Source organism: Simiduia curdlanivorans, from assembly GCF_030409605.1.
GTDB classification, from domain to species: Bacteria; Pseudomonadota; Gammaproteobacteria; order Pseudomonadales; family Cellvibrionaceae; genus Simiduia; species Simiduia curdlanivorans.
This window is the reverse complement of record NZ_JAUFQG010000004.1, coordinates 2,341,195-2,365,009: the sequence shown is the minus strand read 5'-3', so window position 1 is coordinate 2,365,009 and position 23,815 is coordinate 2,341,195. Positions and strand designations below refer to the sequence as shown.

Annotated in this window: 21 protein-coding genes; 3 read left to right on the top strand and 18 right to left on the bottom strand. The window is 51.1% G+C overall.

Features of this window, described 5'->3' with window-relative positions; all coding sequences use genetic code 11:
* Positions 1-5: 5 nt before the first annotated feature.
* The 5 genes from QWY82_RS10445 to QWY82_RS10420 all read right to left on the bottom strand — a co-directional run bounded on the left by QWY82_RS10445 (position 6) and on the right by QWY82_RS10420 (position 4,346).
* Positions 6-1,016: an ArsJ-associated glyceraldehyde-3-phosphate dehydrogenase gene (locus tag QWY82_RS10445; RefSeq protein ID WP_290262005.1), complete on the bottom strand. Its 1,011-nt coding sequence runs from the start codon at positions 1,014-1,016 to the stop codon at positions 6-8.
* Positions 1,017-1,046: 30 nt separating this feature from the next.
* Positions 1,047-1,541 carry a phosphatase domain-containing protein gene (locus QWY82_RS10440; RefSeq protein WP_290262003.1) on the bottom strand — a complete coding sequence of 165 codons (495 nt, stop codon included), beginning with the start codon at positions 1,539-1,541 and terminating at the stop codon, positions 1,047-1,049.
* A gap of 24 nt (positions 1,542-1,565) precedes the next feature.
* The gene (arsB, locus tag QWY82_RS10435; protein ID WP_290262002.1) at positions 1,566-2,582 is read right to left on the bottom strand and encodes an ACR3 family arsenite efflux transporter; all 1,017 of its coding nucleotides are present in this window, start codon (positions 2,580-2,582) and stop codon (positions 1,566-1,568) included.
* Positions 2,583-2,602: 20 nt separating this feature from the next.
* Entirely contained in the window at positions 2,603-3,385 is a 783-nt protein-coding gene (locus QWY82_RS19940; protein WP_353958686.1) for a metalloregulator ArsR/SmtB family transcription factor, read from the bottom strand.
* Between the two features lie 208 nt (positions 3,386-3,593).
* Positions 3,594-4,346 (bottom strand): outer membrane protein, encoded by a 753-nt coding sequence (locus QWY82_RS10420; protein ID WP_290262000.1) that lies wholly within the window; start codon positions 4,344-4,346, stop codon positions 3,594-3,596.
* Between the two features lie 213 nt (positions 4,347-4,559).
* Between QWY82_RS10420 and ydiJ the strand changes: the two genes are divergently transcribed.
* Complete coding sequence (gene ydiJ / locus QWY82_RS10415; protein ID WP_290261998.1) at positions 4,560-7,574, top strand: D-2-hydroxyglutarate dehydrogenase YdiJ; 3,015 nt, start codon at positions 4,560-4,562, stop codon at positions 7,572-7,574.
* A gap of 79 nt (positions 7,575-7,653) precedes the next feature.
* Here the strand turns inward: ydiJ and QWY82_RS10410 are convergent, their stop codons facing one another.
* The 3 genes from QWY82_RS10410 to QWY82_RS10400 all read right to left on the bottom strand — a co-directional run bounded on the left by QWY82_RS10410 (position 7,654) and on the right by QWY82_RS10400 (position 12,394).
* Positions 7,654-9,276, bottom strand: a complete 1,623-nt coding sequence (locus QWY82_RS10410; protein WP_290261997.1) for a thiamine pyrophosphate-binding protein — start codon at positions 9,274-9,276, stop codon at positions 7,654-7,656.
* Positions 9,277-9,493: 217 nt separating this feature from the next.
* Positions 9,494-11,515: an oxidoreductase gene (locus tag QWY82_RS10405; protein ID WP_290261994.1), complete on the bottom strand. Its 2,022-nt coding sequence runs from the start codon at positions 11,513-11,515 to the stop codon at positions 9,494-9,496.
* A gap of 12 nt (positions 11,516-11,527) precedes the next feature.
* On the bottom strand, positions 11,528-12,394 hold the full coding sequence (locus tag QWY82_RS10400) for a crotonase/enoyl-CoA hydratase family protein (protein WP_290261992.1): 867 nt from the start codon (positions 12,392-12,394) through the stop codon (positions 11,528-11,530).
* 113 nt (positions 12,395-12,507) lie between these two features.
* On the opposite strand from QWY82_RS10400, the gene QWY82_RS10395 reads away from it, so the two are divergent.
* Both QWY82_RS10395 and QWY82_RS10390 read left to right on the top strand, forming a co-directional pair.
* Positions 12,508-13,119: a TetR/AcrR family transcriptional regulator gene (locus tag QWY82_RS10395; RefSeq protein WP_290261989.1), complete on the top strand. Its 612-nt coding sequence runs from the start codon at positions 12,508-12,510 to the stop codon at positions 13,117-13,119.
* A 123-nt stretch (positions 13,120-13,242) separates the two neighbouring features.
* Positions 13,243-15,213, top strand: a complete 1,971-nt coding sequence (locus QWY82_RS10390) for a VacB/RNase II family 3'-5' exoribonuclease (protein ID WP_290261987.1) — start codon at positions 13,243-13,245, stop codon at positions 15,211-15,213.
* Between the two features lie 61 nt (positions 15,214-15,274).
* On the opposite strand, the gene rpoS is transcribed toward QWY82_RS10390, so the two are convergent.
* The 10 genes from rpoS to kdsA form a co-directional block, all read right to left on the bottom strand.
* Positions 15,275-16,267, bottom strand: coding sequence for an RNA polymerase sigma factor RpoS (rpoS, locus tag QWY82_RS10385; RefSeq protein ID WP_290261984.1), 993 nt, complete (start codon positions 16,265-16,267; stop codon positions 15,275-15,277).
* 163 nt (positions 16,268-16,430) lie between these two features.
* Entirely contained in the window at positions 16,431-17,120 is a 690-nt protein-coding gene (locus QWY82_RS10380) for a peptidoglycan DD-metalloendopeptidase family protein (protein ID WP_290261982.1), read from the bottom strand.
* A gap of 240 nt (positions 17,121-17,360) precedes the next feature.
* Positions 17,361-18,305 carry a DUF368 domain-containing protein gene (locus QWY82_RS10375; RefSeq protein ID WP_290261980.1) on the bottom strand — a complete coding sequence of 315 codons (945 nt, stop codon included), beginning with the start codon at positions 18,303-18,305 and terminating at the stop codon, positions 17,361-17,363.
* A 20-nt stretch (positions 18,306-18,325) separates the two neighbouring features.
* Positions 18,326-18,967, bottom strand: a complete 642-nt coding sequence (locus QWY82_RS10370; RefSeq protein WP_290263514.1) for a protein-L-isoaspartate(D-aspartate) O-methyltransferase — start codon at positions 18,965-18,967, stop codon at positions 18,326-18,328.
* Positions 18,968-19,093: 126 nt separating this feature from the next.
* Positions 19,094-20,062, bottom strand: coding sequence for a tRNA pseudouridine(13) synthase TruD (gene truD, locus QWY82_RS10365; RefSeq protein ID WP_290261976.1), 969 nt, complete (start codon positions 20,060-20,062; stop codon positions 19,094-19,096).
* The gene (gene ispF / locus QWY82_RS10360) at positions 20,059-20,535 is read right to left on the bottom strand and encodes a 2-C-methyl-D-erythritol 2,4-cyclodiphosphate synthase (RefSeq protein ID WP_290261974.1); all 477 of its coding nucleotides are present in this window, start codon (positions 20,533-20,535) and stop codon (positions 20,059-20,061) included. The genes truD and ispF overlap by 4 nt, the downstream gene beginning before the upstream one ends.
* A 9-nt stretch (positions 20,536-20,544) precedes the next feature.
* Positions 20,545-21,255, bottom strand: coding sequence for a 2-C-methyl-D-erythritol 4-phosphate cytidylyltransferase (gene ispD, locus QWY82_RS10355; protein WP_290261972.1), 711 nt, complete (start codon positions 21,253-21,255; stop codon positions 20,545-20,547).
* Positions 21,255-21,542, bottom strand: a complete 288-nt coding sequence (ftsB, locus tag QWY82_RS10350; RefSeq protein ID WP_290261970.1) for a cell division protein FtsB — start codon at positions 21,540-21,542, stop codon at positions 21,255-21,257. Before ftsB ends, ispD begins: the two co-directional genes overlap by 1 nt.
* 76 nt (positions 21,543-21,618) lie before the next feature.
* Entirely contained in the window at positions 21,619-22,908 is a 1,290-nt protein-coding gene (gene eno, locus QWY82_RS10345; protein WP_290261968.1) for a phosphopyruvate hydratase, read from the bottom strand.
* A gap of 57 nt (positions 22,909-22,965) precedes the next feature.
* Positions 22,966-23,814, bottom strand: a complete 849-nt coding sequence (gene kdsA / locus QWY82_RS10340; protein WP_290261966.1) for a 3-deoxy-8-phosphooctulonate synthase — start codon at positions 23,812-23,814, stop codon at positions 22,966-22,968.
* Position 23,815 lies beyond the last annotated feature (1 nt).

Here is a 23,815-nt window from a genome sequence, read left to right as displayed (position 1 = left end):
TATGTTTACGCCTTATCCTGCCGGCCAACTAAGCGCATCAACTCCGCCGTTCGGTTGGCATAACCCCACTCGTTATCGTACCAAGCGTATATTTTCACTTGCGTGCCGTTAACAACCATGGTGGAAAGCGCATCGATAATGCTAGAGCGCGGATCGGTTTTGTAATCGATAGACACCAGCGGCCGCTCTTCGTAACCCAGAATATTTTTTAGCTCCTGCTCGGCGGCATTTTTTAACAACTGATTCACTTCCTCGGCACTGGTGGCCCGGCTCACTTCGAACACGCAATCGGTGAGCGATGCATTGGCCAAGGGCACGCGCACCGCATGGCCGTTTAACTTACCTTTCAACTCGGGGAAAATATGGGTAATGGCCGTCGCTGAACCGGTGGTGGTTGGAATTAAACTCATGCCGCAGGCGCGGGCGCGGCGCAAATCTTTATGCGGCGCATCGAGAATGGTTTGGGTGTTGGTGATGTCGTGAATGGTGGTCATGGAGCCGTGCACAATACCCAATTTTTCGTGGATCACTTTCACCACGGGGGCGAGACAATTGGTGGTGCAAGAGGCCGCTGTCACAATCGGGTGCTGGGTTTTGTCGTAGAGGTGATGGTTCACACCCATCACCACATTTAACACGCCGTCTTCTTTTACCGGCGCGGAAACCACGACCCGTTGCACGCCCTGATCCAAGTAATTTTGCAGTAGGGCCTTACTCTTCATCTTGCCGCTCGCTTCTATCACTACATCGCAGCCAGACCAATCGGTTTCGGCAATGGTTTTATTTTGCGTGCAAGCAATCCGCTTGCCATTAACTAAGATGGCATCGCCCTGATGCCCGGCCTCGTACTGCCAGCGCCCGTGCACGGAATCGAAAGTGAGCAAATGTGCCAAGGTAGCCGCATCGCCGGCTGGGTCATTGATCTGGATAATATCAACATCGTCCCAATCAAAAGCCACGCGCATCGCTAAGCGACCGATGCGACCAAAACCATTGATACCAACTTTAATAGCCATAAAAACCTCAATCGAAACTCAAATGAAAACTCAAACAGAAAAGTGCTTTTGCAAATAGCCAAGATGTGCCGGGTGGGTTAACGCCTTGGGCCTGACCGACTGAATGAGCGCTTGGACCTCTGACCACACGCCACCCGACGTCATAAGTAAGATCGCCGCCATTAAACCGGTTCTACCCGAGCCACCCCGGCAGTGAATGGCAATATTTTTGCCGTCGCTAAGTAATTTAAGTAACGCGGCTTTTGACTCAGCCCAGGCGGCCTCAAAAATAGCATCTGGCTCGCTATCGTCTTCAATGGGCAGTTGAAACCAAGTCAGCTCGGTGTTGGCCATGTCCGCTTTAAAGGAAGCGACAGACAGCGCACTTAACTCTTGATCCGATAACAGCGTAATCACGGCGTCGACCTTTGCCTGACTGAGGCTTTGCAGCGCCGCCGAAACCGACGTGCCTTTGGTGCCAGGGCATGGTGTAAAAATAAATTGCCCGCCGCTCGGCAACTCAAGTAGATCATAGGGGTGTGTCATATAAGTTCTCTGCAAATTATTTACTTAGGCAAACCAGTGGCGAGTGCGATTGGCAAACCACACCAAACTCAACATTACTGGCACTTCAACTAATACCCCCACCACCATTGCCAGCGCGGCACCTGAGTGAAGGCCGAATAATGAGATGGCAACCGCAACAGCCAATTCAAAAAAGTTCGACGTGCTAATCATGCAAGCCGGTGCCGCAATGTTATGGGGCAGCTTCATGGCCTTGGCGGCGCCATAGGCAATAGCAAAAATGCCATAGGTTTGAATCAACAGCGGAATGGCAATTAAGAGTATTGTTTGCGGCTGCAATAAAATGGTTTCGGCCTGAAAGCCAAACAACAAAATCACGGTAGCCAGCAAGCCAACAACCGACCAAGGTTTTGACGTTGCTAAAAAGGCCTGCAGGCGCTCACCGCTGTGATGCTTTTGTAACTGGCGCCGCGTCAAGGCTCCAGCAACTAAAGGAAGTAAAACGTAGAGCAGGACAGACAACACCAAGGTCTGCCAAGGCACACTGATATCGTTAACACCAAGCAGAAATGCCGCGATGGGCGCGAAGGCAAAGATCATAATGATATCGTTTACCGACACCTGCACTAGGGTATAGTTCGGGTCGCCTTTAGTGAGCTGACTCCACACAAATACCATGGCGGTACAAGGCGCAACGCCGAGTAAAATCATGCCGGCGATATATTCATTGGCACTTTGAGGGTCGACCAAAGCGGCAAAAAAGACTTTAAAAAATAGCCAGCCGAGCGCTGCCATGGTGAACGGCTTGATAAGCCAATTAACAACTAAGGTTAGCGCCAAGCCTTTGGGTTTTTCCCGCACATGCTTAAGCGCGGTAAAATCTATTTGCACCATCATTGGGTAAATCATCACCCAAATCAGCACGGCAACCACGAGGTTAACGTGTGCCCACTCTAGCGCCGCTATAACAGCAAACTGTTCGGGCAACCAATTGCCAAGCAACACGCCAGCACCGATACACAGCCCGACCCAAAGCGATAAGTAGCGTTCAAAAACACCCATGACCTGCACCTAGCCCCGCATTAAGCCGATTGACAATGTTGCAATATCCGATTTGGCCGCTCGCCCATGGCCTCTAACTGATGAATACTTTGTTCGATAAAACCCACATTGTTTTCCGTGGTTTGCGCCAACACCACTTTCGCCCAAGCGGGCAAATCTGGGTTTATGCGGTAGTACACCCACTGGCCTTGTCGACGATCGACCAACAAGCCGTTCTTACGTAGTAACGCCAAGTGGCGGGAAACTTTGGGCTGCTCATCCTGTAAGGCCGCCATCATTTCACACACACACAGCTCGCCCTCGTATTGAATCAACATGAGGCAGCGCAAGCGCAATTCATCGGTCAGGCTTTTAAAAAATTGGGTCGGGTCTAACGCCACTTTTGGCGCCTTGCGCTTGGTTTCAATCAACACAAACATCGAAATTCGACCGCTGATTTCATTGAGCGTGACTTCGAAGGGATTCGGGCCTCGGCGCTGAACTGGATCTTCAAAATGCCAGTCCATCTTCTTCCCTGTGCTTGGGTAGGTGCGGCACTCAAGGCGCGCCTTGTCGCACAAAGAAATCACGTAATCAAACCGTTGATCGGCGAACTCAGAGACATTTTTTGACCTTAGGTCTGTGCTCGGGATGCCAAATTTCTCCAATACCGCGAGGGTCTGTGGATGTACCTCAGTGGGATCTGTGCCGGCACTAAACACCTCAAAACTATCCCCCGCGAGGTTGCGCAGTAGCGCCTCGGCAATTTGCGATCGCGCTGAATTGCCCGTGCACAGAAAAAGCACCTTAGATTTAGTCGCCATGATTATTCCCAGCTCGAAATATATGGAAAATCATATATGCTATTTTTCATATATTCAAGCGCAGAAATTGCGAGAGTGGGCGCAAACCGACATAGATAGCACGAGTGGCGCCAAAGATAGGCGCTAAGCCCAACCCCAACGGCTTGATGGCAATTTAGCGCCATAAAAAAAGCCCGCAGTGCGGGCTTTCGAACGCGGGTTAAATGCCCTAGAGCATAAAACCAAGTTCTAGGCGGCCAATGTCATAGCGAATATCTTCCGAGCTATCCAACCACATGCTGGTGTAACCGGCCTTGACGAAGAGATTGCGATTGAACTCATAGCGCACGCCAGCGCCTAGGCTATAGGAGTATTCATTGGTGCCATAGGAGTTGTAGTAAGAGCTACACACATAGCCATACCAAGTCCACCAGCAACCGGTTTGCGGTGGGCCAGAGATATTCGAGTCCACATAGCTCCAACCAAGCCCGGCTTGCACATAGGGTGTAAAAGCGCCTTCAAAGAAATTGTAGGTGCCGTTGAATTGGCTATTGTAGGTGCTCAGCTTATGGTTAATGCCGACCCTATCGTCGTCTTCATTGACCACCGTGGCGCTGTACTTGGCGTCGTTATAATCCGTCGCCCAGGAGAGATTCCAATGGTTGTCAAAGTTATAACCCAAGCTAAAAGCCCAACCGGTGTTCGCTTTTACATCCAGTTCAGCACCGCGCTCGCCATCCACACCCCAGGCGGCGGTGTTATTGGCGCCGATGGTAACTTCCATCCGGCCGGCACGATCCTTATATAAGCCACTAAATCCACGCGACTGCGCCTGCACGTCAATGGCAAGAGATGTCAATAATGCGGCTAACAGGCCGCTAATGAGGTATTTCATCGCAATGAGCTCCCAGCTCTTAATGGAGCCAACATTATAATCAGGCTTTCCAATTTGACCACCGTCGCGAGCGCAATTGTTAGACATATATCCAACTTAGTGAGGCCCGCCGTCAACCTAGGCTGCAACAAAAGGAGCGCGCCTAATCTCACACAAACCTCTCGGCACCCTAGCTCGCGCAGGCGTCACCCGTGCGGGCGCCTTTACATCGCTAATTAATCCTTACCATTAGCACCAGAGGCACATAATCGCTAAAATGCGCGTCCTTATTTAGAAATATTGCCGCTAGGCCCAAGCCACATGATCCCAGCCATTCGCACGACGTCACCACTACAAAGCCATTACCTGGACTTTATCGAGGCGCTTAAAGCCGAGGGCTTCGCCGGCGAACTCAACCCGGACTATGCCAATAGAACCGTATTGTCTACGGACAATTCAATTTACCAAGTGTTGCCGCAAGGGGTTGTCTACCCCCGTCACAGCGAAGACCTGCTGCTCATTACGGCACTCGCCGCCAAGCCGCGCTTTCGCAATATTGTGCTCAGCCCAAGGGGCGGCGGTACCGGCACTAACGGCCAATCGCTCACCGATGGTTTGGTGGTGGACACCTCGCGCCACATGAATCAGATTCTCGAAATCAATGTGCAGGAGCGCTGGGTTAGGGTTCAGGCTGGCGTGGTGAAAGATCAACTCAATGCCGCACTCACGCCGCACGGGCTCTTTTTCGCACCGGAACTTTCCACCAGCAACCGCGCCACCATTGGTGGCATGATCAACACCGATGCCTCAGGCCAGGGCTCTTGCGAATACGGCAAAACCCGCGACCATGTACTGGCACTCGAAAGTATTTGGCTAGACGGCAGCCAATGGGGCTCAAAGCCACTGAATGAGCACGAACTCGACGCCGTGTGCGGGCGCCAGGACCGCATTGGCGAGGCGCACCGCGTGTTGCGCGATATCGCAAAACACTACGACGCCGACATTAAAGCCAAATTCCCACCGCTCAACCGCTGCTTAACCGGCTACGACCTGGCTCATATTTACAACCGCGAGCAGCAGTTCGATTTGAACAGTATTTTATGTGGCGCCGAGGGGACACTTGCGTTTATCACCGAGGCAAAGCTCAACTTGCTGCCTATTCCAAAGCACACCGCACTGGTGACCGTGCTGTACCAAAATTTCGATGCCGCCCTGCGCGATGCAACGGAATTAATGAAGGCCAAACCAACGTCGATAGAGACGATAGATTCGCGAGTATTTGAACTGGCTAAAAACGATATTGTTTGGCACTCGGTGAGCGAGTTTTTCCCCGCCGCGGACGAGCAAGTAGCGGGCATTAATTTAGTTGAGTATAGCGCCGACACAGAGACCGAATTGGCGGAAAAAATATCCCGCCTGACCAGCGCCTTAGCGGCCGTTAAAGGCCTAAACAAAAAGAACTGCGGCTTTAGCGTTGTAAATGGCCGCGCCAATGTCAATAAAATTTGGGCCATGCGCAAGAAGTCCGTTGGGCTGCTCGGCAATGTCAACGGCGAAGCCCGGCCTATTCCGTTCGTGGAAGACACCTGTGTTCCGCCGGAAAACTTAGCCGACTTTATTGCCGAGTTTCGCGCCCTGCTCGATCAGCACCAATTGCAATACGGCATGTTCGGCCACGTGGATGCCGGGGTGCTGCACGTGCGCCCGATTATCGACATGAAAGACCCGGAGCAAATCAAAACCGTGCGCCACATTACCGATTGTGTAGTGAGCCTGGTGCAAAAATATAACGGCCTGCTCTGGGGAGAGCATGGTAAGGGCTTGCGCAGCGAGTACGCGCCGGCGTTTTTTGGTGACTTGTACCCGCAATTGCAGCGCATTAAAGGCGTTTTCGACCCACACAACCAATTTAACCCGGGTAAAATTGCCACCCCAAGCGCCGACATAGCACTCACTAAAATTGACGAGCCCACCACCCGCGGCGACGAAGACCGAAAAATTCCAGTTCAGGTATGGCAAGGCTATAGCGAGGGGATGCACTGTAATGGCAATGGCGCTTGCTACAACTGGAACCCTAACGATGCCATGTGCCCAAGCTGGAAAGTGACCCGCGAGCGGGTTCATTCCCCCAAGGGCCGGGCGTCATTAATTCGCGAGTGGTTAAAACAATTAGCCGAGCGCGATGTCGACCCTATTGCCACTGCGAAAAACAGCCGCAACAAATCTTTTCTGGCAAGTTTGCCGGCACGCATCAAGAATACACTCAATAAAGATTACGACTTTTCGCACGAAGTCATGGACAGCATGAGCGGTTGCCTCGCCTGTAAATCCTGCGTCGGTCAATGCCCGGTTAAAGTGGATGTACCCGAGTTTCGCTCGAAATTTCTAGAGCTCTACCACAGCCGCTACCTGCGCCCACTTAAGGATTATTTTGTTGGCGGTTTAGAATTTATGATGCCAGCCATGGTAAAGGTGCCCTGGCTATACAACGGCTTAATGAAATTTGCACCGGTAAAGTATCTACTCAAGCACGTGGCCGGCATGGTAGATAGCCCGCTACTAACCGGCACCTCCATCGAGAAAACACTGAATGATATGGGCATTTTGTGGGCAACCCCCACTAACTTGTTATGCCTAACCGACGCCGAACGGGCCAAAACCGTCGCCATTGTGCAAGATGCCTTTATCAGCTTCTTTGAAACGCAAGTGCTGATCGACAACCTTAAGCTATTACGCCAACTGGGTTTTACGCCAATGCTTGTGCCTTTTATGGCCAACGGCAAACCCTTGCATGTACACGGTTTCCGCGCCGGCTTCGAGCGCGCTGCACAAAAAAATAGCGCGATGCTCAATGCGTTAAAACAAACCGGTGTACCCTTAGTCGGCCTAGAGCCTTCAATGACTCTCGCCTATCGCGCCGAGTACGTCAAAGTGATGGGCGCCGACGCGCCTAAGGTGGAACTGATTCAAGAGTGGTTGGCGAAAGCCGATTGGACGCAAACTACCGACACACCGAAAGCGTTTAAGTTACTGGCGCACTGCACAGAAAAAACCAATGCCGCGGCAAGCATCAAAGACTGGCTAACAGTGTTCACCCGCGCCGGCCACAGCTTGTCGGTCATTGAAGTAGGTTGCTGCGGCATGGCAGGCACCTATGGCCACGAAACGCGCAATAGGGAAAATTCAGAAAAACTATTTGATTTGAGCTGGCGCAATCCAGTTACTGAAAATGCACCGGAAATCTTATTGGCGACGGGCTTTTCCTGTCGTAGTCAGACCGAGCGTCTAGCCAGTATAAAACTGAAACACCCGGTACAGGCGCTACTACAAGTCTAAAGGCCTAATGATAGAAGCTAACGATAGAGCACCCGAACGATAGAAAACCTTAACAATAGAAGCCCAATTAAATGGGCGCCTAACAAGCGCCCACTTTATTAGCGGCCAAGAAATTTGTTGCAAAGCGATCCAGCCGAGCCGTTCTGCCCTGCGCCAATTTAACCTCAATTAAACTGAACCCCTCACGCCGCGCCAAGGCCTGCTGAAACGCCGCCACAAAGCCCTGCTCTGTGTCGACACTCACTCCGCTACCGCCCATAGATTCAGCGAATGCAGGATAATCCCAAGTTCCCAGGTCAGTGCAATGTAAGTCTGGCGAAAAAGCGCGAATCATATCCCATCGCTTGTTGTTGAATAAAATCACGATCGGACTAAATCCATTGCGCGAACAATGCCCTAATTCCATACCCGTCATCTGAAAGGCTCCGTCGCCCACTAAGACAATGGGTCGCAAACCGGCGCTCGCCTGCACGCCAAAAGCTGCTGGCACGGCATAGCCCATGGAGGCATAAAATGCCGGCGCCAATAGGTATCGGGGGTTGGCTTCGAGCGACGCAAACAAACAGTCGCCCACATCAGAAATTATCGGAAAAATCTCATCCTGTTCCGTCAATACTGTGTGCATCGCTTTTACCACCTGAGTAGCGTTAGGTGCACATTCAGAATCGCAGGTGTCAGTGACACTTTTTTCAACAGGGCGCTGAAAATGCGTTAGCGGATACGCATGTCGATTCAAGCCCTCGAATATACCTTTAAGCGACAACCCTTCAACAGTCTGACCATCAAGCTTATAAACGGCCTCTGATAGCTCAACGACCTTTTCGGCGCAGAAAAGATCGCCATGGGCGGCAAAGTTGCTGTCTGTTTTAATAACGCCAGCCAGCACAATTAAATCGGCATCTGCCAGTAGGGAATAGGGCAAGGCATCAGAATTGTCTAAAAAGATACCACCATACATAGGATGGGTAGAATCTAGACAGGCGCGCGCCATCAGCGTACTGATTATTGGAATTTTCGCTGCACTGGCAAACTGCTCTAGCGCAGAAACGGCGTTAAACCGCCGCACATCGACACCGGCAAGGATCACCGGTCGCTTGGCGAGCGATAGCTTACGCCAAATGTTATCGACGGAAGGCTGCAAATTTTTTGCGTCATCGACGGGCGCCACGTAAGGCGCTTCAAGCTGAGTTTCAAAGTTAACCGCATCCCGAGGGAACTCAATTAACACCGGCCGCGATAGCTCGGCACATGCCACCAAGGCTTTGCGAATTTCTGCGCCAGCGCTTGCTGCATCATTGAGCCTAACTTGGCAGCAGGTTACCTCTCGCAGAATAGCCTGCTGAGAGTCGATAGTTTTCGCCTGATGGTGAATAAGTAGCTTTCGATCGAGTTCAGCTTGCGCGGGAAAACCAGCAATCACAATCAATGGCACATGTTCAACATAGGATTGGGCTATTGCATTGACTGCATTCAATGCTCCCGCACCATAGGTCAACAATACGGCGCTTGGTTTATTGGTTAAACGCGCACAAGCATCCGCGGCAAAAACAATCGATGGCTCATGGCTGAGATGCAGCATTGGCAAATTACCATTGCGCTGCAATGCTTCAAAAAGCGGCAGAATAAAATCACCGGGAATACCAAATAGCCGCTCGACACCGAACTGCTTTAGCTCAGCTTCCAACACATTAACAAGATTCATAAGCCCTCCACTTTTATAGAGTTTGGCTTTTTCAATCTGCCATTAAGTTGTTTCACATCAATAGTTACAAAGTAAAGTTAACGCAAAGGGAGTAGCAAGAAGATGCGAGGTGGATTAGCAATGGATTACACATTTAGGGGTAGTGAATACTACCCGCTAAGATACTAAGGCTGGGCAATCGTGATTCAGCGGGCACGACACCCGCTGAATGTTTAACTTAAAGCGCCGCGGCTAATCGTGTACCTTGATTAATTGCGCGCTTTGCATCCAACTCTGCAGCCACATCGGCACCGCCGATTAGGTGCACAGGCTTAGTTAAGCCATCCACCAGCTCGCGCCGAGGTTCTTGGCCAGCACAAATAATCACTGAGTCGACGTCCAATACTTTTTGCTCTTCGCCTAATTTCAGGTGTAAACCCGCCGCATCAATTTTTATATATTCACACCCTGGCACCATGTTAACGCCTTTGTGTTTCAAACCCGTGCGGTGAATCCAACCGGTAGTTTTACCCAGGCCTGCGCCCACTTTCGAGGCTTTGCGCTGCAGTAACCATACATCTTTATCTGCACGATGATGTGCTGCCTTGACCCCCGCAACACCACCTCGTGCGCCCATGGTCATATCCACGCCCCACTCGGCCATAAATGCAGGGATATCGAGCGAAGTAGATTTGCCGCTGTGGGTAATAAATTCTGCCACATCGAAACCGATACCGCCGGCGCCAATAATAGCCACTTTTGAACCCACGTCTTTGCCGGCAAAAACATCGAGGTAAGTCATCACTTTTTCGTGATCGATACCGTCTATGTCTGGTAAGCGCGGTGAAATGCCCGTTGCCAATACAATCTCATCCACATCCAGCTCATTGAGTGCGGCAGCATCAACACGGGTATTTAACATCAATGTAACGCCGGTGATTTCAAGCTTGCGCTTAAAATAGCGCAGGGTTTCGTAAAACTCTTCTTTACCCGGCACGCGCTTGGCAATATTAAACTGTCCGCCAATTTCAGCCGCGGCATCAATCAGGGTAACCTCGTGACCGCGCTCGGCCGCCGTTGTTGCGAAGGCCAAGCCCGCCGGGCCGGCACCGACCACCGCAAATTTCTTTTTACTCACTACCGGGCTAATTACCAGCTCAGTTTCATGACAAGCGCGCGGATTTACCAAACAGCTGCTCATTTTTAAACTAAACACGTGATCTAAACAGGCCTGATTGCAACCAATGCAGGTGTTAATTTCATCGGCACGGTTTTCCTCGGCCTTCTTCACGAACTCGGCATCCGCTAAGAATGGCCGCGCCATGGAAATCATATCGGCGTCGCCACGGGCCAACACATCTTCGGCAACTTCCGGTGTATTGATGCGGTTAGACGTGATAACGGGCACCGATAACGCCTTGCGCACTTTCGCCGTCACCCAGGTGAATGCGGCGCGTGGCACTTTGGTGGCGATAGTGGGAATGCGCGCTTCGTGCCAACCGATACCGGTATTAATAATGGTTGCGCCGGCCGCTTCAATGGCCTTGCCGAGCTTGATGACTTCGTCATAGGAGCTGCCCTGCTCGACCAGATCTAACATGGACAAACGGTAAATGATAATGAAATTCGGGCCAACTTTTTCTCGCACGGCCTTAACAACTTCTACGGCAAAACGCATTCTGTTTTCATAATCGCCACCCCAGCTATCGGTTCGATGATTAGTATGGGTTACGATAAATTGATTAATAAAGTAGCCCTCGCTGCCCATCACTTCGACACCATCGTAGCCGGCTTGTTGAGCCAAACCCGCGCAGCGGGCGAAGTCCCCGATTTGCTGCTCGATATCGGCCTGAGTCACTTCGCGCGGCGTGAAAAAATTAATGGGCGCTTGAATGGCGGATGGTGCAATTAGCTTTTCGGAAAAAGCGTAGCGACCCGTGTGCAAAATTTGCATACATATTTTGCCGCCTTCTTGGTGTACCGCGTCGGTAATCACCTTGTGGTTGGTGGCGTCTTGCTCCGTTTCCATGCCGCCGGCGTGATCGCTGGTGGCGCCCTCGCGATTGGGCGCAAAGCCGCCAGTGACGATTAAGCCAACACCGCCCTTGGCGCGCTCGGCAAAATAAGCGGCCATGCGCTCAAAACCGTTTTCAGCCTCTTCGAGGCCTGTGTGCATAGATCCCATCAGCACGCGGTTTTTAAGCTGAGTAAAACCGAGATCTAAGGGGGCTAACAAATTCGGATAGTTTGGATGGCTCATAGCTGTCTCACTCTAGCGGGTTATTTTTGCAATATTGGGTTGTAAGTTTTCAAACACGGGCGCACGTTTTTCGAAGCTAGCACTCATGGCCTCGAGCACTTCGTGCGCATGGAACATGCCGCTCTGCCAAGTAGCGGCATAGCGCAATCCCTCTGCCACGGTATTATCGCGCGCATAATTCAACATTTCTTTGGTGCCATGTATGGCCATGGGAGAGTGCCCCGCAATGGTTTGCGCAATGGCCATCACAGACTCGATCATGGTGTCGTGATCGCTATAGACTTCGTTGATTAAGCCGTGACGCATGGCCTCTTGGGCGTTAAATTTTCGCCCGGTATAGGCCAGCTCTCGCACCACGCCCTGAGGCATCAGAGTGGGCAGGCGCTGCAAGGTGCCGAGATCGGCCGTCATCGCCAAATCGATTTCTTTGATGGTAAAAAAGGCATCTTCTGTCGCGTAACGACAGTCAGCCGCGGCGATCATGTCGATACCGCCGCCGATACAACCGCCTTGAACGGCCATGAGCACGGGTATGCGAATCTCTTCAAGCAAGTTAAAGCAGGCTTGCAGCTCGAGCACCCAGCGTCGAATCATTTCGGCCCGACGCGAGGCCTCTAGCTGAAATTCAGGGCCGTTAAGGCCGGCAAAAACGTTTAAGTCCATGCCCGCGGTAAAGTGCTTACCGGTCGAGGAAATGATTAAGGCGCGAATATCCGCCGTGGCGCCGATGGCACGCAATGCCTTGGGCAGCTCCTGCCAAAACGCCGTATTGAGGGTGTTAAGGGCCTCCGGCCGATTCAACACCAAGTGCGCCACCGCGCCTTCAATTTTTAACGATAGTGCCGCCATATCGGCAAGCTCGGTCTGTAAGGGGTGCATAACCTCTCCTTTTAAGCCGTTAACCGGCAGAACAGTCTGCCTAGCATAAACTTTACAGCGTCAAGATAAAGCTCTATTTTGACAGTGTCAAGATACACTGATAGATTCTCGCCATGAATAAAGCATCCACGAAAGACTCTCGCCCCTATCACCACGGCGACCTGCGCCAAAGCCTGTTGCAAGAGGCTGCCAAGCTATTGGCGAGTGAGGGCATCGATAGCCTTAGCCTAAGAAGGCTAGCAGATAAGGTGGGCGTATCTCGAACCGCCCTGTATCACCACTTTAAGGATAAGCATGCGCTGCTGTGTGCCATTGCCGCCGAAGGCTTTGCCGAGCTCGAGTCCATCATGGCGGGCCTCGGCCAGCAAAGCGACCTATCCCCAGCACAGCGCTACGGGCTATTTGCCCGAAACTACCTCAACTACGCGACACAAAATCCCGCCCGCTATGGCTTGATGTTTGGCCATACCCTCTGGCGCCAAAATTTGGCCGATGACAGCCTGAAGGGCGTGGCCTATCAATCTTTCAAACAACACTTGAACGCCGTTAAAGCCTGGCAAGCAATGGGTATTCTGCCGCACGACCAAGACAGCTTGAGGCTCACGCAAGTGACTTGGGGCACCTTACACGGCCTCGCCCAACTGGTTATCGACGGTGTCTACGCCGATTCAAACCATCTCGATGAAATATGCCAGTGCGTCGGCGAGCTATTTAGCAGAGCTTAGTGCCATCTCGGCAACGCCAGCCTAGCTTGGCGCCGACCGCCGCTTCGATACTGGACCAACTTGCAGCGATAGCGGTCAGGTTTTGGTATGATGAGCGCCCAATTTTTGCCTCGAGAATACCCCATGCTTGATATATCAGCCCTGCAGCAATTATCGCAGCTGAAACAAACCATTCGCGACAACCGAGACATAGCCACAGGCACAGTTCGAGGCACGCAATCGCGCTTTGGTTTTTTGCATTTGGATGACGGGCGAGATGCATTCTTAGCGCCAGAGCAAATGGACCGAGTGCTGCCCGGCGATCGGGTTGAAGCGCTCATTAGCGAAGTAAACGACGGCAAACAATCCGGTAAATTCGAGGCTAGCCTTGAAAAGCTTATCGAGTCGCCACTGACACAATTTGTTGGCAAATACGTGGTGCGTGGCCAGGGCCATTTTGTCGCGCCGGATCTGCCGCAGCTCAGCCGCTGGATTTTTTTACCGCCAAAGGCGCGCAAGCATGCAGCGCCTGGCGACTATTTACTCTGCAGCATCCAGCAACACCCGTTTCACAGCCAAGGTAAAGCGCAGGCTAGTATCGACATCAACTTAGGTTCAGATAGCAGCGCCGGCATCGAAACTAAATATATGTGCGCGAAATTTGATATTCCTTTTAATGCAACCCAATTGCATACAGAAAATAATCTTGAAGCGCAGCGCATTCATCAAGCCTTCACCAACACCAAAGCCGATGATGAAGGCTGGACAGATCTAACTGAGCTGCATTTCGTCACCATTGATTCCGCCAATACCCAAGACATGGATGACGCCATCCACATAGATAATGCCGATAATGGCGAAACCATTATTCGAGTGGCCATCGCCCAGCCCAGCAGTTTAATTCCCGACACCAGCAACATTTTAACGACCGCCCACCAACTCGCAAACACACTCTACTTCCCCGGCAATCATCAAATGATGCTACCGGAAATATTGTCGCACCAAAGCCTATCGCTGATGGAGGGTGCGGTGCGTCGCGCGCTAGTCGTACAGATGCAGTTCGACCCAACCGGTGCCATGGGTGAGGTCACGTTTGAGCGCGCTAATATCCAGTCGAAAGGCAGATTGAACTACCAACAGGTTGCCAATTACTTACTCGGCACCAAAGACGCGCTTAGCCCAGACCATCATGCTTGTATCGATGCACTCTTTCAGTGGAGCGCAATTAGGCGCGAGTGGCGAGCGGTTAACACCCTCATCATGGATGATCGTCCCGACTATGAATTCGAACTCACCGAGGCGCAGAAAATTGCCAAGATCCATATTCTTGCCCGCACCCAAGCGCATCAAATTGTCGAAGAAGCCATGCTAGCCGCCAACATCGCCGCCGGAGAGTTATTTGCGCGCGAAAAATTGCCCGGTATTTATTCTACGCACGCAGGCCCAAAGCCCGAGCGGCTGGAAACACTGCAGCAAATGCTTGCCGGACAGCCTGAAGCCGCTTTAGATCCAACCACTTTAGAAGGTTACCTAGCGCTGGTTAAAGGCCTTGAGTCGAGAGGCGAACAGCGCTTGCTGTCGAACTTTCGGCGCCAGCTGCAACCCGGCCAATTACGCTTCGAGGCAGAGCCCCACCTCGGCTTGGGCTTCAAGCATTACGCCACTATTACCTCACCCATTCGCCGCTATCACGACCTGCATAACCAGCAGGTCATTTGCGCATGGCTGGCAAACCAAAATTGCAGCAGCGCCTCGACCGAGCTAGCCGCCGAATTGCAACTCGCCATTAGCAAAGGTCGGCAAGCGGTAAAGCAAGCGGAGAGCTGGCTGGTGTGCCAATACTTACAGAACTTTATCGGCCAGACATTTAGCGGCCAAATAAGCATGGTGAACAGTGCCGGGGTTGGCGTTCGCCTCGATGCCAACGGCGCCGAAGGCTTCGTACTGGTGAGAAATCGCGAGTGCAAACCGGCCTTTGACCCGATCGCGCTGACGTTAACCCTGAACGACGCCGAGGGCGCTGAAACTGTGTTGCACCTAGATGCCAATGTCACCGTGAAACTCGACTCTATTGAGAGCGATACGCGGAAATTACATTTTTCACTGGTTAGCTAAATGGCAGGCAAAAATAAACCCGAACGAGTCGGGTTTATTTTTGTCACTTGAAAACGTTTCTCTATGCAGCACCAAAAAGTGCGTCGCCATCAAGACCTTGCTTTTCCAAAATATCGCGCAAGCGCTTGAGCGCTTCAACCTGAATTTGACGTACTCGCTCGCGAGTTAAGCCAATTTCGCGCCCCACTTCTTCAAGGGTGCTGGTTTCAAAGCCGCGCAAGCCAAAACGCCTTGCGATAACTTCGCGCTGCTTCTCGGTCAACTCGCACAACCAGCCGTCGAGGCTGTCGTGCAAATCCGTATCCTGCAACAACATCACTGGATCAGATTCTTGTTGATCGGGAATTGAGTCGACTAACGCTTTGTCAGACGACGGCCCCATGGGTACGTCCATTGACGTTACGCGCTCATTCAGCTTCAGCATGCGCTCTACATCGGCCACAGGCTTCTCTAGTAACGCGGCAATTTCATCGGGCGTGGGCTCGTGATCTAGCTTCTGTGTAAGCTCGCGCGCTGCGCGCAAGTAGACATTGAGCTCCTTCACCACATGAATGGGTAAGCGAATGGTGCGAGTTTGATTCATGATGGCGCGCTCGATGGTCTGACGAATCCACCAGGTCGCGTAGGTAGAAAAGCGAAACCCTCTTTCGGGGTCAAATTTTTCCACGGCCCGAATCAAGCCTAAATTGCCTTCTTCAATTAAATCTAACAGTGCTAAACCACGATTAACGTAGCGACGCGCAATCTTAACAACCAAACGTAGGTTGCTCTCGATCATACGCTTTCGAGCACTTTCATCGCCCTTCAGGGCTTTGCGAGAAAAATAGACTTCTTCTTCCGCCGATAAGAGCGGGGAAAAGCCTATTTCATTGAGGTATAGCTGCGTTGCATCTAGCGTTTTTTGGTAGGTACCAGCCTCTTCGAAGGCACTGGTTAAACGTGTCTTGTCGCTTTTACTGTCTTTGTGCTTGGTCTTTAATAACTCATCTGCCCCATGCACCAGAACGTCATCATTTCCGTAGGATTCAATGTCCCTGTTATTTTGTACTGCCATAGTTCTAGCCCTTTTTTCTCGGTTAGCAAAATCCACGAAAGCACCGACTAGCGCTTCCCAAACCCTACACCCTTGACGGACTATTTAGCCTGCAGTTTGTACTGCTTATCATTATTGGCTAAATGTCGGCTTACACTCACTTCACGCCCAGTTGTTTTATCCACTACCGTTTAGGTAAATACTGCAGTGGATCCACCGGTTTTCCTTCGCGTCGTATTTCGAAGTGCAGCTTAGTGGTATCAGTACCACTTGACCCTATTTCGGCAATTTTCTGATTGCCTTTAACACTTTCTCCTTCTTTTACTAATAACTTATGGTTATGTGCGTAGGCACTTAGGAAGGTGTCATTGTGTTTAATAATGAGGAGCTTCCCATAACCCCTTAAACCGTCCCCCGAATACACCACCGTTCCCGGTGCAGCGGAAAGCACAGGCTCTCCTAAACGCCCTTCAATATCAATCCCCTTATTCAAGCCACTTTTTGGCGAGTAATTGCGAATGATTCTCCCTCGCGCTGGCCACTGCCAAGTGAAATGGTTATAAGTTGCCTGAGCGACTGGTGGCTTGGCGCTGGTAGGCATAGGTGTTTTGGCCACTGTGGTTCGTGAAGTGGCCTGCGACGGTTTTTTGACACCTGGTGACTTAGTAGTCACCTTCGGATTACTGGTATTTAGGTAGATTTTTTGCCCCGGATAAATAATGTACCCTTTTGAAATACCGTTTCTGGCAGAAAGTTCTTTATAATCAACACCATAGCGCCAGGCGATCGAGTAGAGAGTGTCGCCTTTTTGAACCAGATGGTATTGCGGCGCGTTGGTGTAGGAAGGGCTGGTTCTATCGCTAACGGGTGCCATTCCGCCGCCTGATGTACAACTAATAACCATGTACACGGCCAATGCCAAGAGCAAATATCTGCCACCTTGGCCACACCACGCACTTAGAGCGGCTATTTGTTTTACACTATTTCGGCTCATTTATCCCGCACTGATATATTTCGAATAGCAATTAATAACCATAAGTTATTTCAAATTCGTCTAAAAATATAACCTTTAAAATGTGACGAAAAGCCATTTCCAGAGCAATAGACGTTGATTTCAAGAGGACTTACGTTCCACCTGCTTGGCCACCCATTCAATGCCAAATACCAGTATACAACCCAATATTGCCGCTAAAAGGCAAAGCGGCCACTGAGAATCAGCGCCGGTCAAGGTTTCAAATTGTAGTGGCAGCACATTTTCTTGGATAAAAGGCACTGTCGCGCCTTTGCTATTAACCCGCGTCTCCAGCACGTGCTTCCACGGCCAGATAACACTGAGCGAGCCAAACAAAAAGCCCGTTAACACCGATAAGGTGAGCGCTCGGAATCGCGACAAGAGCCAACCCAACACATGGGAGAACAGCAGAAGGCCAACCACACAGCCGCCGATAAAATAACCCAACATAACAAAGTCAGGTGTTTTCAGCGCATGTAAAAACAGTGGGTAGGCGCCTATGAGCAATAAAATAAAGCTGCCCGAAATACCCGGTAAAATCATCGCGCAGATTGCCAGCGCGCCGGCGAAAAACAACATCCAATCATAGGGGGGGAATTCGGTTGGCCGAACGATACTAATCCCCCAGGCAATCAGTAAACCGACGAGCAAACCGATAATTTGCGGCCAACCACGGCTTTCGAGCTGACGATACATGTAAACGGAGGATGCGAAAATCAAACCAAAAAATAGCGACCACACGAGTAGTGGGTAAGTGGCCAAGCAGTAACTGATAATGCCGGCAAAGGTAAACAAGCTGGTGGCAATACCCGCAATAACCGCGATCAAAAAATTACCATTGATGGCCCGCCAAGCACTCGCCGGTCCCTCAGTAAAGAGCAGCTTCAATGTCGAAGGTCGAATACTTTGCAGTGAGTTTAGAAACTCGTCGTAAATCCCCGTTACAAACGCCACCGTGCCACCGGAAACACCCGGAACGACATCCGCGGCCCCCATTGCCATGCCTTTCAAATAAATAGGCAAAAACCGTCGAATTATCGCGTTCATAGTTAGGAAACCGTGGTTAATTAGCGGGTTGTGCCAGACAATAAAGGCACAAATTTTACCGGTTCGATGCTGCGGGTGACGAAGGTATTTGAATCGCCATCGCGCATAATTAGTTGTAGTTCTTGTTGCTCGCCGCCCACCGGAATGACTAGAACGCCGCCCGGTGCCAGCTGTTGCTTGAGGCTTTCAGGTACCACTCTCGGTGCCGCAGCACTTAAAATTGCGTCGTAGGGCCCTTTCTCTGGCCAACCGAAGCCGCCATCGGCATGCTTCAAAAACACATTGCGTAAACCCAACGTCTTGAGCCGATCGCGAGCTTTATCCTGCAGTGGTTTAATGCGTTCAACGCTGTATAGCTGCTTAACCAGTTGCGCCAGCACCACGGTTTGATAGCCAGAGCCAGTGCCTATTTCCAGCACTTTATCCAACTTACCCGAGGCGCCGATTAACAGCTCTGTCATACGCGCGACGATGTAGGGTTGAGATAAAGTCTGACCAAAACCGATAGGGAGTGAAGAGTCTTCGTAGGCGCGATGAGACAAGGCCTCATCTAGAAAAATATGGCGCGGTGTGTTGCGAATAATATCGAGCACCTGCTCATTGGTAACGCCCTGCTCCATCAGCCGCTGAATCAGGCGCTCGCGGGTGCGCTGAGAGGTCATTCCGACACCCTGCAACATGAGATTAGTCACGCATTAACTCCCAAATTCATTCTTGTTTTCATTGTCGTTCGAGGGCCAATGCCTCTTCGCATCGCCGTGAACTATATCACAGCAAACCAAATTGCCTTATTCTTCTAACAGCTCTAAGCCGGCGACCTCGCGGAGCAGCGAAGTGGCAAACTGACCCGGTGCCAAACTGAATTCAAGCACTAAGTGCGGCCCCTCCCAGCGCCAGACAAGATCGAGCGGAGATTGCACTAGGGCGCGACGCTCTTGACTCAACCCCGCATGCTCCAAGCCATCACACCAGGCCTGCCAAGGCAGCAAAACATCCGCCTCGAGTTGGCCCAAGGCTTCTGTTGCTAGGTTGCGGCCACGGCCCCACAGCGGACCGCTGGCAACTTGTTCCGGCTCGCCGGCAAGCAAGGCCTGCCAATCGGCGCGCGTCACTCTTGCGGCCAAGACTTGATTAAATAGCCAACTGCGGGCAGCCGATAAAACCATACCCTTTTGCTGCTGATTTTTTGTGCGCACCTTGCGAGCAAATAACTCATCAACTTGATGCAGGTTCGCCTGCTCGCGCCCAAAGCGCTGCTCACCAAAATAGTTGGGCACGCCCTGGTTTTTAATAGCAACTAAGCGCTGCTCAATGTCGTCGACATCGCCCTGAACATCGCGCAGGCGAATAATAAATTGGTTCGCGGCGTGCTCGCCCCTGCGCAACTTTTTATTGTGTTGTTTGTGTGTCAAATATTGGATGGTTTCGCAATTCAGCTGACGCCAATCGATCGCTTTTGGCTTGGGCAGGTACACACTGAACCATTGCCGGGTAACGGCGCGACGGTCTTTCAGCCCACAGTAGCCGACATCCATTGGCTTCACGCCTGCAATACGCGCAACTTGCTTGGCCACCCAAGGCGTGTTGTCGTCGCGCTTTAACACTTCCAATAACACGTGCTCGCCCTCGCCCGACGCTTCGAAGCCTAAGATTTCATTGACCACGAAATCTTCGCACTCGACACGAAACTTGGCGCTAACAGCAGGCTTGCCGTAGGCAAAGGGGAAGTCAATGGAAAACGTATTAGGCTCACTCACTCGGACTTCTCCAACAACACCACCGCATAGCAGGCAATGCCCTCTTTACGACCAGTAAAGCCCAGTTTTTCTGTGGTGGTTGCCTTGATGTTAACCTGATCGATGAGCAACTCGAGGTCGGCTGCCACGTTGCTCACCATACGCTCAATATAGGGCGCCATTTTCGGCGCCTGCGCAACAATCGTCATATCAGTATTGGCGACGCGAAAACCTTTGGCTTTTACTTTGGCAAAAACCATTCTGAGCAGCGCACGGCTATCGGCATTTTTATATTGCATATCAGTATCGGGGAAATGCTTGCCAATATCACCCAAAGCGCAGGCCCCCAACAATGCATCGCACAGGGCGTGCAGCAACACATCGCCATCGGAATGGGCAATCAAACCGCGCTCGTGCGGAATCACCACACCCGCAATAACAATTTTCTCGCCTTCACCGAAAGCGTGCACATCGTATCCGTGACCAATTCTCATCAACATTCTCTATTGGTTGGCTTGCAAAATTAAATTTGCCAAGCGCAAATCTTCTGGGCGGGTAACTTTAATATTTTCTGCAGAACCAGGGATAATGCGCACCGTTTTTCCGAGCAGCTCAATAGCGCTGGCTTCATCAGTGATGGCTTGGCCATTTTGTGCGGCAGAACTTAAGGCCAGCAAGAGCTCCGGGTACTGAAACATTTGCGGCGTTTGCGCCTGCCATAGGTTCGCCCGATCTTGGGTCGCGATAACTTGCCGTGTGCTCGGCTGCACCTGCTTTAAAGTATCCGCCACAGGTATTGCCAAAATACCGCCATGCGGCTGAGCGACAACAGTATCAATAAAGCCATTGAGCAACTGGACTGTTAAACAGGGTCGCGCCGCATCGTGCACCAAAACCCAGTCCGCTGGCGCAACCTTATCCGCAATTGCGGTTAAGCCGCACAGCACTGAATCTGAGCGCTCTTCACCACCGAAGGTTTTAACTATTTTTGGATGATTTACAGACGCGAGTTGATCGAACTGAACGTCATCTCGATGCAGGCAAACCACGATTTCTGCCAGATAGTTGGCACGCAGTAAAACGCTGAGTGTCTGTTCTAATACAGTGGAGCCAGCCAAAGGCAAATACTGTTTTGGTAAAGCCGAGCCCATGCGCGCGCCAATGCCCGCGGCCGGTACAACAATCCAAATTTTTGGCGACAAGGTAGCAGACACTAGCGCCGACCTTTATCTTTTTCAACGAGCATGTAGAAAGTTTCACCTTCCTTTATCATGCCCATTTCGAGCCGCGCCCGCTCTTCAATGCTGTCCAAGCCGAATTTAAGTTCTTCAACTTCTACGGCTAAGATGCGGTTGCGCTCGCGCATTTTTTCGTTTTCAGCTTGCTGGTTTACAATATCACCTTGCAAGCGGGAAATTTCCGCATAACTACCCTCGCCCACCCAGAGGCGATATTGCAACCCCACGATAAGGGCGATAAGAAGGGGTAGAATCCATTTCATAGCAATAGATTTTTAATTTTTAGTTATCGAAAACAAAAAACGGGCAGCAAGCTGCCCGTTCTTATCACGCTACCAATTAAGCCTTGAACTCTGCACGTCCACGGTAAGGTGCTTTAGCACCCAGTTCCGCTTCAATGCGCACTAATCGATTATATTTTGCTACGCGATCTGAACGACACAGTGAACCGGTCTTAATTTGGCCGGCCGCCGTAGCAACCGCCAAATCGGCGATGGTGGTGTCTTCAGTTTCACCGCTACGGTGTGAAATCACCGCGGTATAGCCTGCGTCTTGCGCCATTTTGATAGCATCTAAGGTTTCAGACAAAGAACCGATCTGATTAAACTTAATCAAAATGGAGTTGGCTATCTTCTTCTCGATGCCTTCGCGCAAGATCTTGGTGTTGGTTACAAACAGATCATCACCCACTAACTGAACCTTATGGCCAGCTTTGGTGGTGAGGTCTGCCCAGCCAGCCCAATCGCTCTCATCCATACCGTCTTCGATGGATAAGATTGGGTACTTGTCGGCTAAACCGCTTAGGTAATCGGCAAACTCAGGCGCGCTGAACACCTTGCCTTCACCGGCCAAATCGTACTTGCCATCTTTATAGAATTCAGATGAGGCACAATCTAATGCTAGGGTCATATCTTCGCCCAACACATAACCGGCTTTAGCAACCGCTTCGCCAATAATTTGCAGTGCCGCTTCATTAGACGGCAAGTTAGGTGCGAAACCACCTTCATCGCCCACGGCAGTATTTAGGCCGCGCTCCGACAATACTTTCTTCAAAGCATGAAACACTTCCGCACCTTGACGCAGAGCTTCGGTAAAGGTTTTTGCCTTCACGGGCTGAATCATAAACTCTTGAATATCAACATTGTTATCGGCGTGCTCACCACCGTTAATAATGTTCATCATGGGCACCGGCATGGTGTATTTGCCTGGCGTGCCATTCAGCTCGGCAATGTGGGCGTACAAAGGCATACCCTTCGCCTGTGCCGCCGCTTTTGCCGCCGCTAAAGACACGGCCAAAATGGCGTTGGCGCCAAGTACGGCTTTATTTTCAGTGCCATCGGCTTTGATCATCGCATTATCGAGTGCGCGTTGATCGGTAACATCCATACCAACAACCAATTCTTTGATCGTGGTATTAATGTTATTAACGGCTTTTAAAACACCCTTGCCTAAATAGCGGCTCTTGTCGCCATCGCGCAACTCAAGCGCTTCGCGCGAACCAGTGGACGCGCCACTCGGTGCACAGGCGCTGCCAACAATGCCGTTTTCCAAAATCACATCCGCTTCAACGGTGGGGTTGCCGCGGCTGTCCAGCACTTCAAAGGCGCGAACGTCAACAATCTTAGTCATCTGTGTAAACTCCAGCTGTAAATCCGTAAATGAGTTGGTTAAAGCTTCTTTGAGCTTTTAATCAATGTGCAAATCAGAAAAACTCTTCACTAAATCATCCACTGCCTTTACTTGGGCAAGGAAAGATTCCAGCTTTTCTAGCGGTAAAGCGCTTGGGCCATCACATTTGGCCTGATCTGGGTTGGGGTGAGCCTCTAAGAATAAGCCCGCCAAGCCCAGCGCCATACCCGCACGCGCAAGCTCAGCCACCTGCTGCCGACGACCGCCGGAAGCTGCACCAGAGGGATCACGACATTGCAGCGCATGCGTTACATCAAAAATCACCGGTGCACCACCGCTGACTTCTTTCATGGTACGAAAACCAAGCATATCTACCACTAGGTTGTCGTAGCCAAAACAGGTTCCACGATCGCACAGGATCACTTGTTCGTTGCCGCATTCGCGAAATTTTTCAACAATGTTTTTCATTTGCGCGGGGCTGAGAAATTGCGGCTTCTTAATATTCACCACGGCATTGGTTTTAGCCATGGCTTCAACCAAGTCGGTTTGACGGGCTAGAAAAGCCGGCAATTGAATAACGTCGCAAACAGATGCCACGGGTTGGCATTGATAAATTTCATGTACATCGGTAATCACCGGCACATTGAAGGTGTTTTTGATTTCTTCAAAAATCTTCAAACCCGCGTCCATGCCAGGACCGCGGTAGGAGTGAATAGACGAGCGATTGGCCTTGTCGAAAGACGCCTTAAACACATAGGGAATACCGAACTTTTCGGTGACTTTCACATAAGCTTCAGCAACCTGCATCGCCATGTCGCGGCTTTCCAATACGTTCATTCCGCCGAACAGAACGAAGGGTTTATTGTTGGCAACATCGAGTTTGCCAACCTTAATCGTTTTATCCATG

Excerpts from the sequence above, each read along its gene's own strand:
- QWY82_RS10445 (WP_290262005.1), bottom strand. The coding sequence starts at position 1,016 with ATGGCTATTAAAGTTGGTATCAATGGTTTTGGTCGCATCGGTCGCTTA.
- QWY82_RS10440 (WP_290262003.1), bottom strand. The coding sequence starts at position 1,541 with ATGACACACCCCTATGATCTACTTGAGTTGCCGAGCGGCGGGCAATTT.
- arsB (WP_290262002.1), bottom strand. The coding sequence starts at position 2,582 with ATGGGTGTTTTTGAACGCTACTTATCGCTTTGGGTCGGGCTGTGTATC.
- QWY82_RS19940 (WP_353958686.1), bottom strand. The coding sequence starts at position 3,385 with ATGGCGACTAAATCTAAGGTGCTTTTTCTGTGCACGGGCAATTCAGCG.
- QWY82_RS10420 (WP_290262000.1), bottom strand. The coding sequence starts at position 4,346 with ATGTCTAACAATTGCGCTCGCGACGGTGGTCAAATTGGAAAGCCTGAT.
- ydiJ (WP_290261998.1), top strand. The coding sequence starts at position 4,560 with ATGATCCCAGCCATTCGCACGACGTCACCACTACAAAGCCATTACCTG.
- QWY82_RS10410 (WP_290261997.1), bottom strand. The coding sequence starts at position 9,276 with ATGAATCTTGTTAATGTGTTGGAAGCTGAGCTAAAGCAGTTCGGTGTC.
- QWY82_RS10405 (WP_290261994.1), bottom strand. The coding sequence starts at position 11,515 with ATGAGCCATCCAAACTATCCGAATTTGTTAGCCCCCTTAGATCTCGGT.
- QWY82_RS10400 (WP_290261992.1), bottom strand. The coding sequence starts at position 12,394 with ATGCACCCCTTACAGACCGAGCTTGCCGATATGGCGGCACTATCGTTA.
- QWY82_RS10395 (WP_290261989.1), top strand. The coding sequence starts at position 12,508 with ATGAATAAAGCATCCACGAAAGACTCTCGCCCCTATCACCACGGCGAC.
- QWY82_RS10390 (WP_290261987.1), top strand. The coding sequence starts at position 13,243 with ATGCTTGATATATCAGCCCTGCAGCAATTATCGCAGCTGAAACAAACC.
- rpoS (WP_290261984.1), bottom strand. The coding sequence starts at position 16,267 with ATGGCAGTACAAAATAACAGGGACATTGAATCCTACGGAAATGATGAC.
- QWY82_RS10380 (WP_290261982.1), bottom strand. The coding sequence starts at position 17,120 with ATGGCACCCGTTAGCGATAGAACCAGCCCTTCCTACACCAACGCGCCG.
- QWY82_RS10375 (WP_290261980.1), bottom strand. The coding sequence starts at position 18,305 with ATGAACGCGATAATTCGACGGTTTTTGCCTATTTATTTGAAAGGCATG.
- QWY82_RS10370 (WP_290263514.1), bottom strand. The coding sequence starts at position 18,967 with ATGACCTCTCAGCGCACCCGCGAGCGCCTGATTCAGCGGCTGATGGAG.
- ispF (WP_290261974.1), bottom strand. The coding sequence starts at position 20,535 with ATGAGAATTGGTCACGGATACGATGTGCACGCTTTCGGTGAAGGCGAG.
- ftsB (WP_290261970.1), bottom strand. The coding sequence starts at position 21,542 with ATGAAATGGATTCTACCCCTTCTTATCGCCCTTATCGTGGGGTTGCAA.
- eno (WP_290261968.1), bottom strand. The coding sequence starts at position 22,908 with ATGACTAAGATTGTTGACGTTCGCGCCTTTGAAGTGCTGGACAGCCGC.
- kdsA (WP_290261966.1), bottom strand. The coding sequence starts at position 23,814 with ATGGATAAAACGATTAAGGTTGGCAAACTCGATGTTGCCAACAATAAA.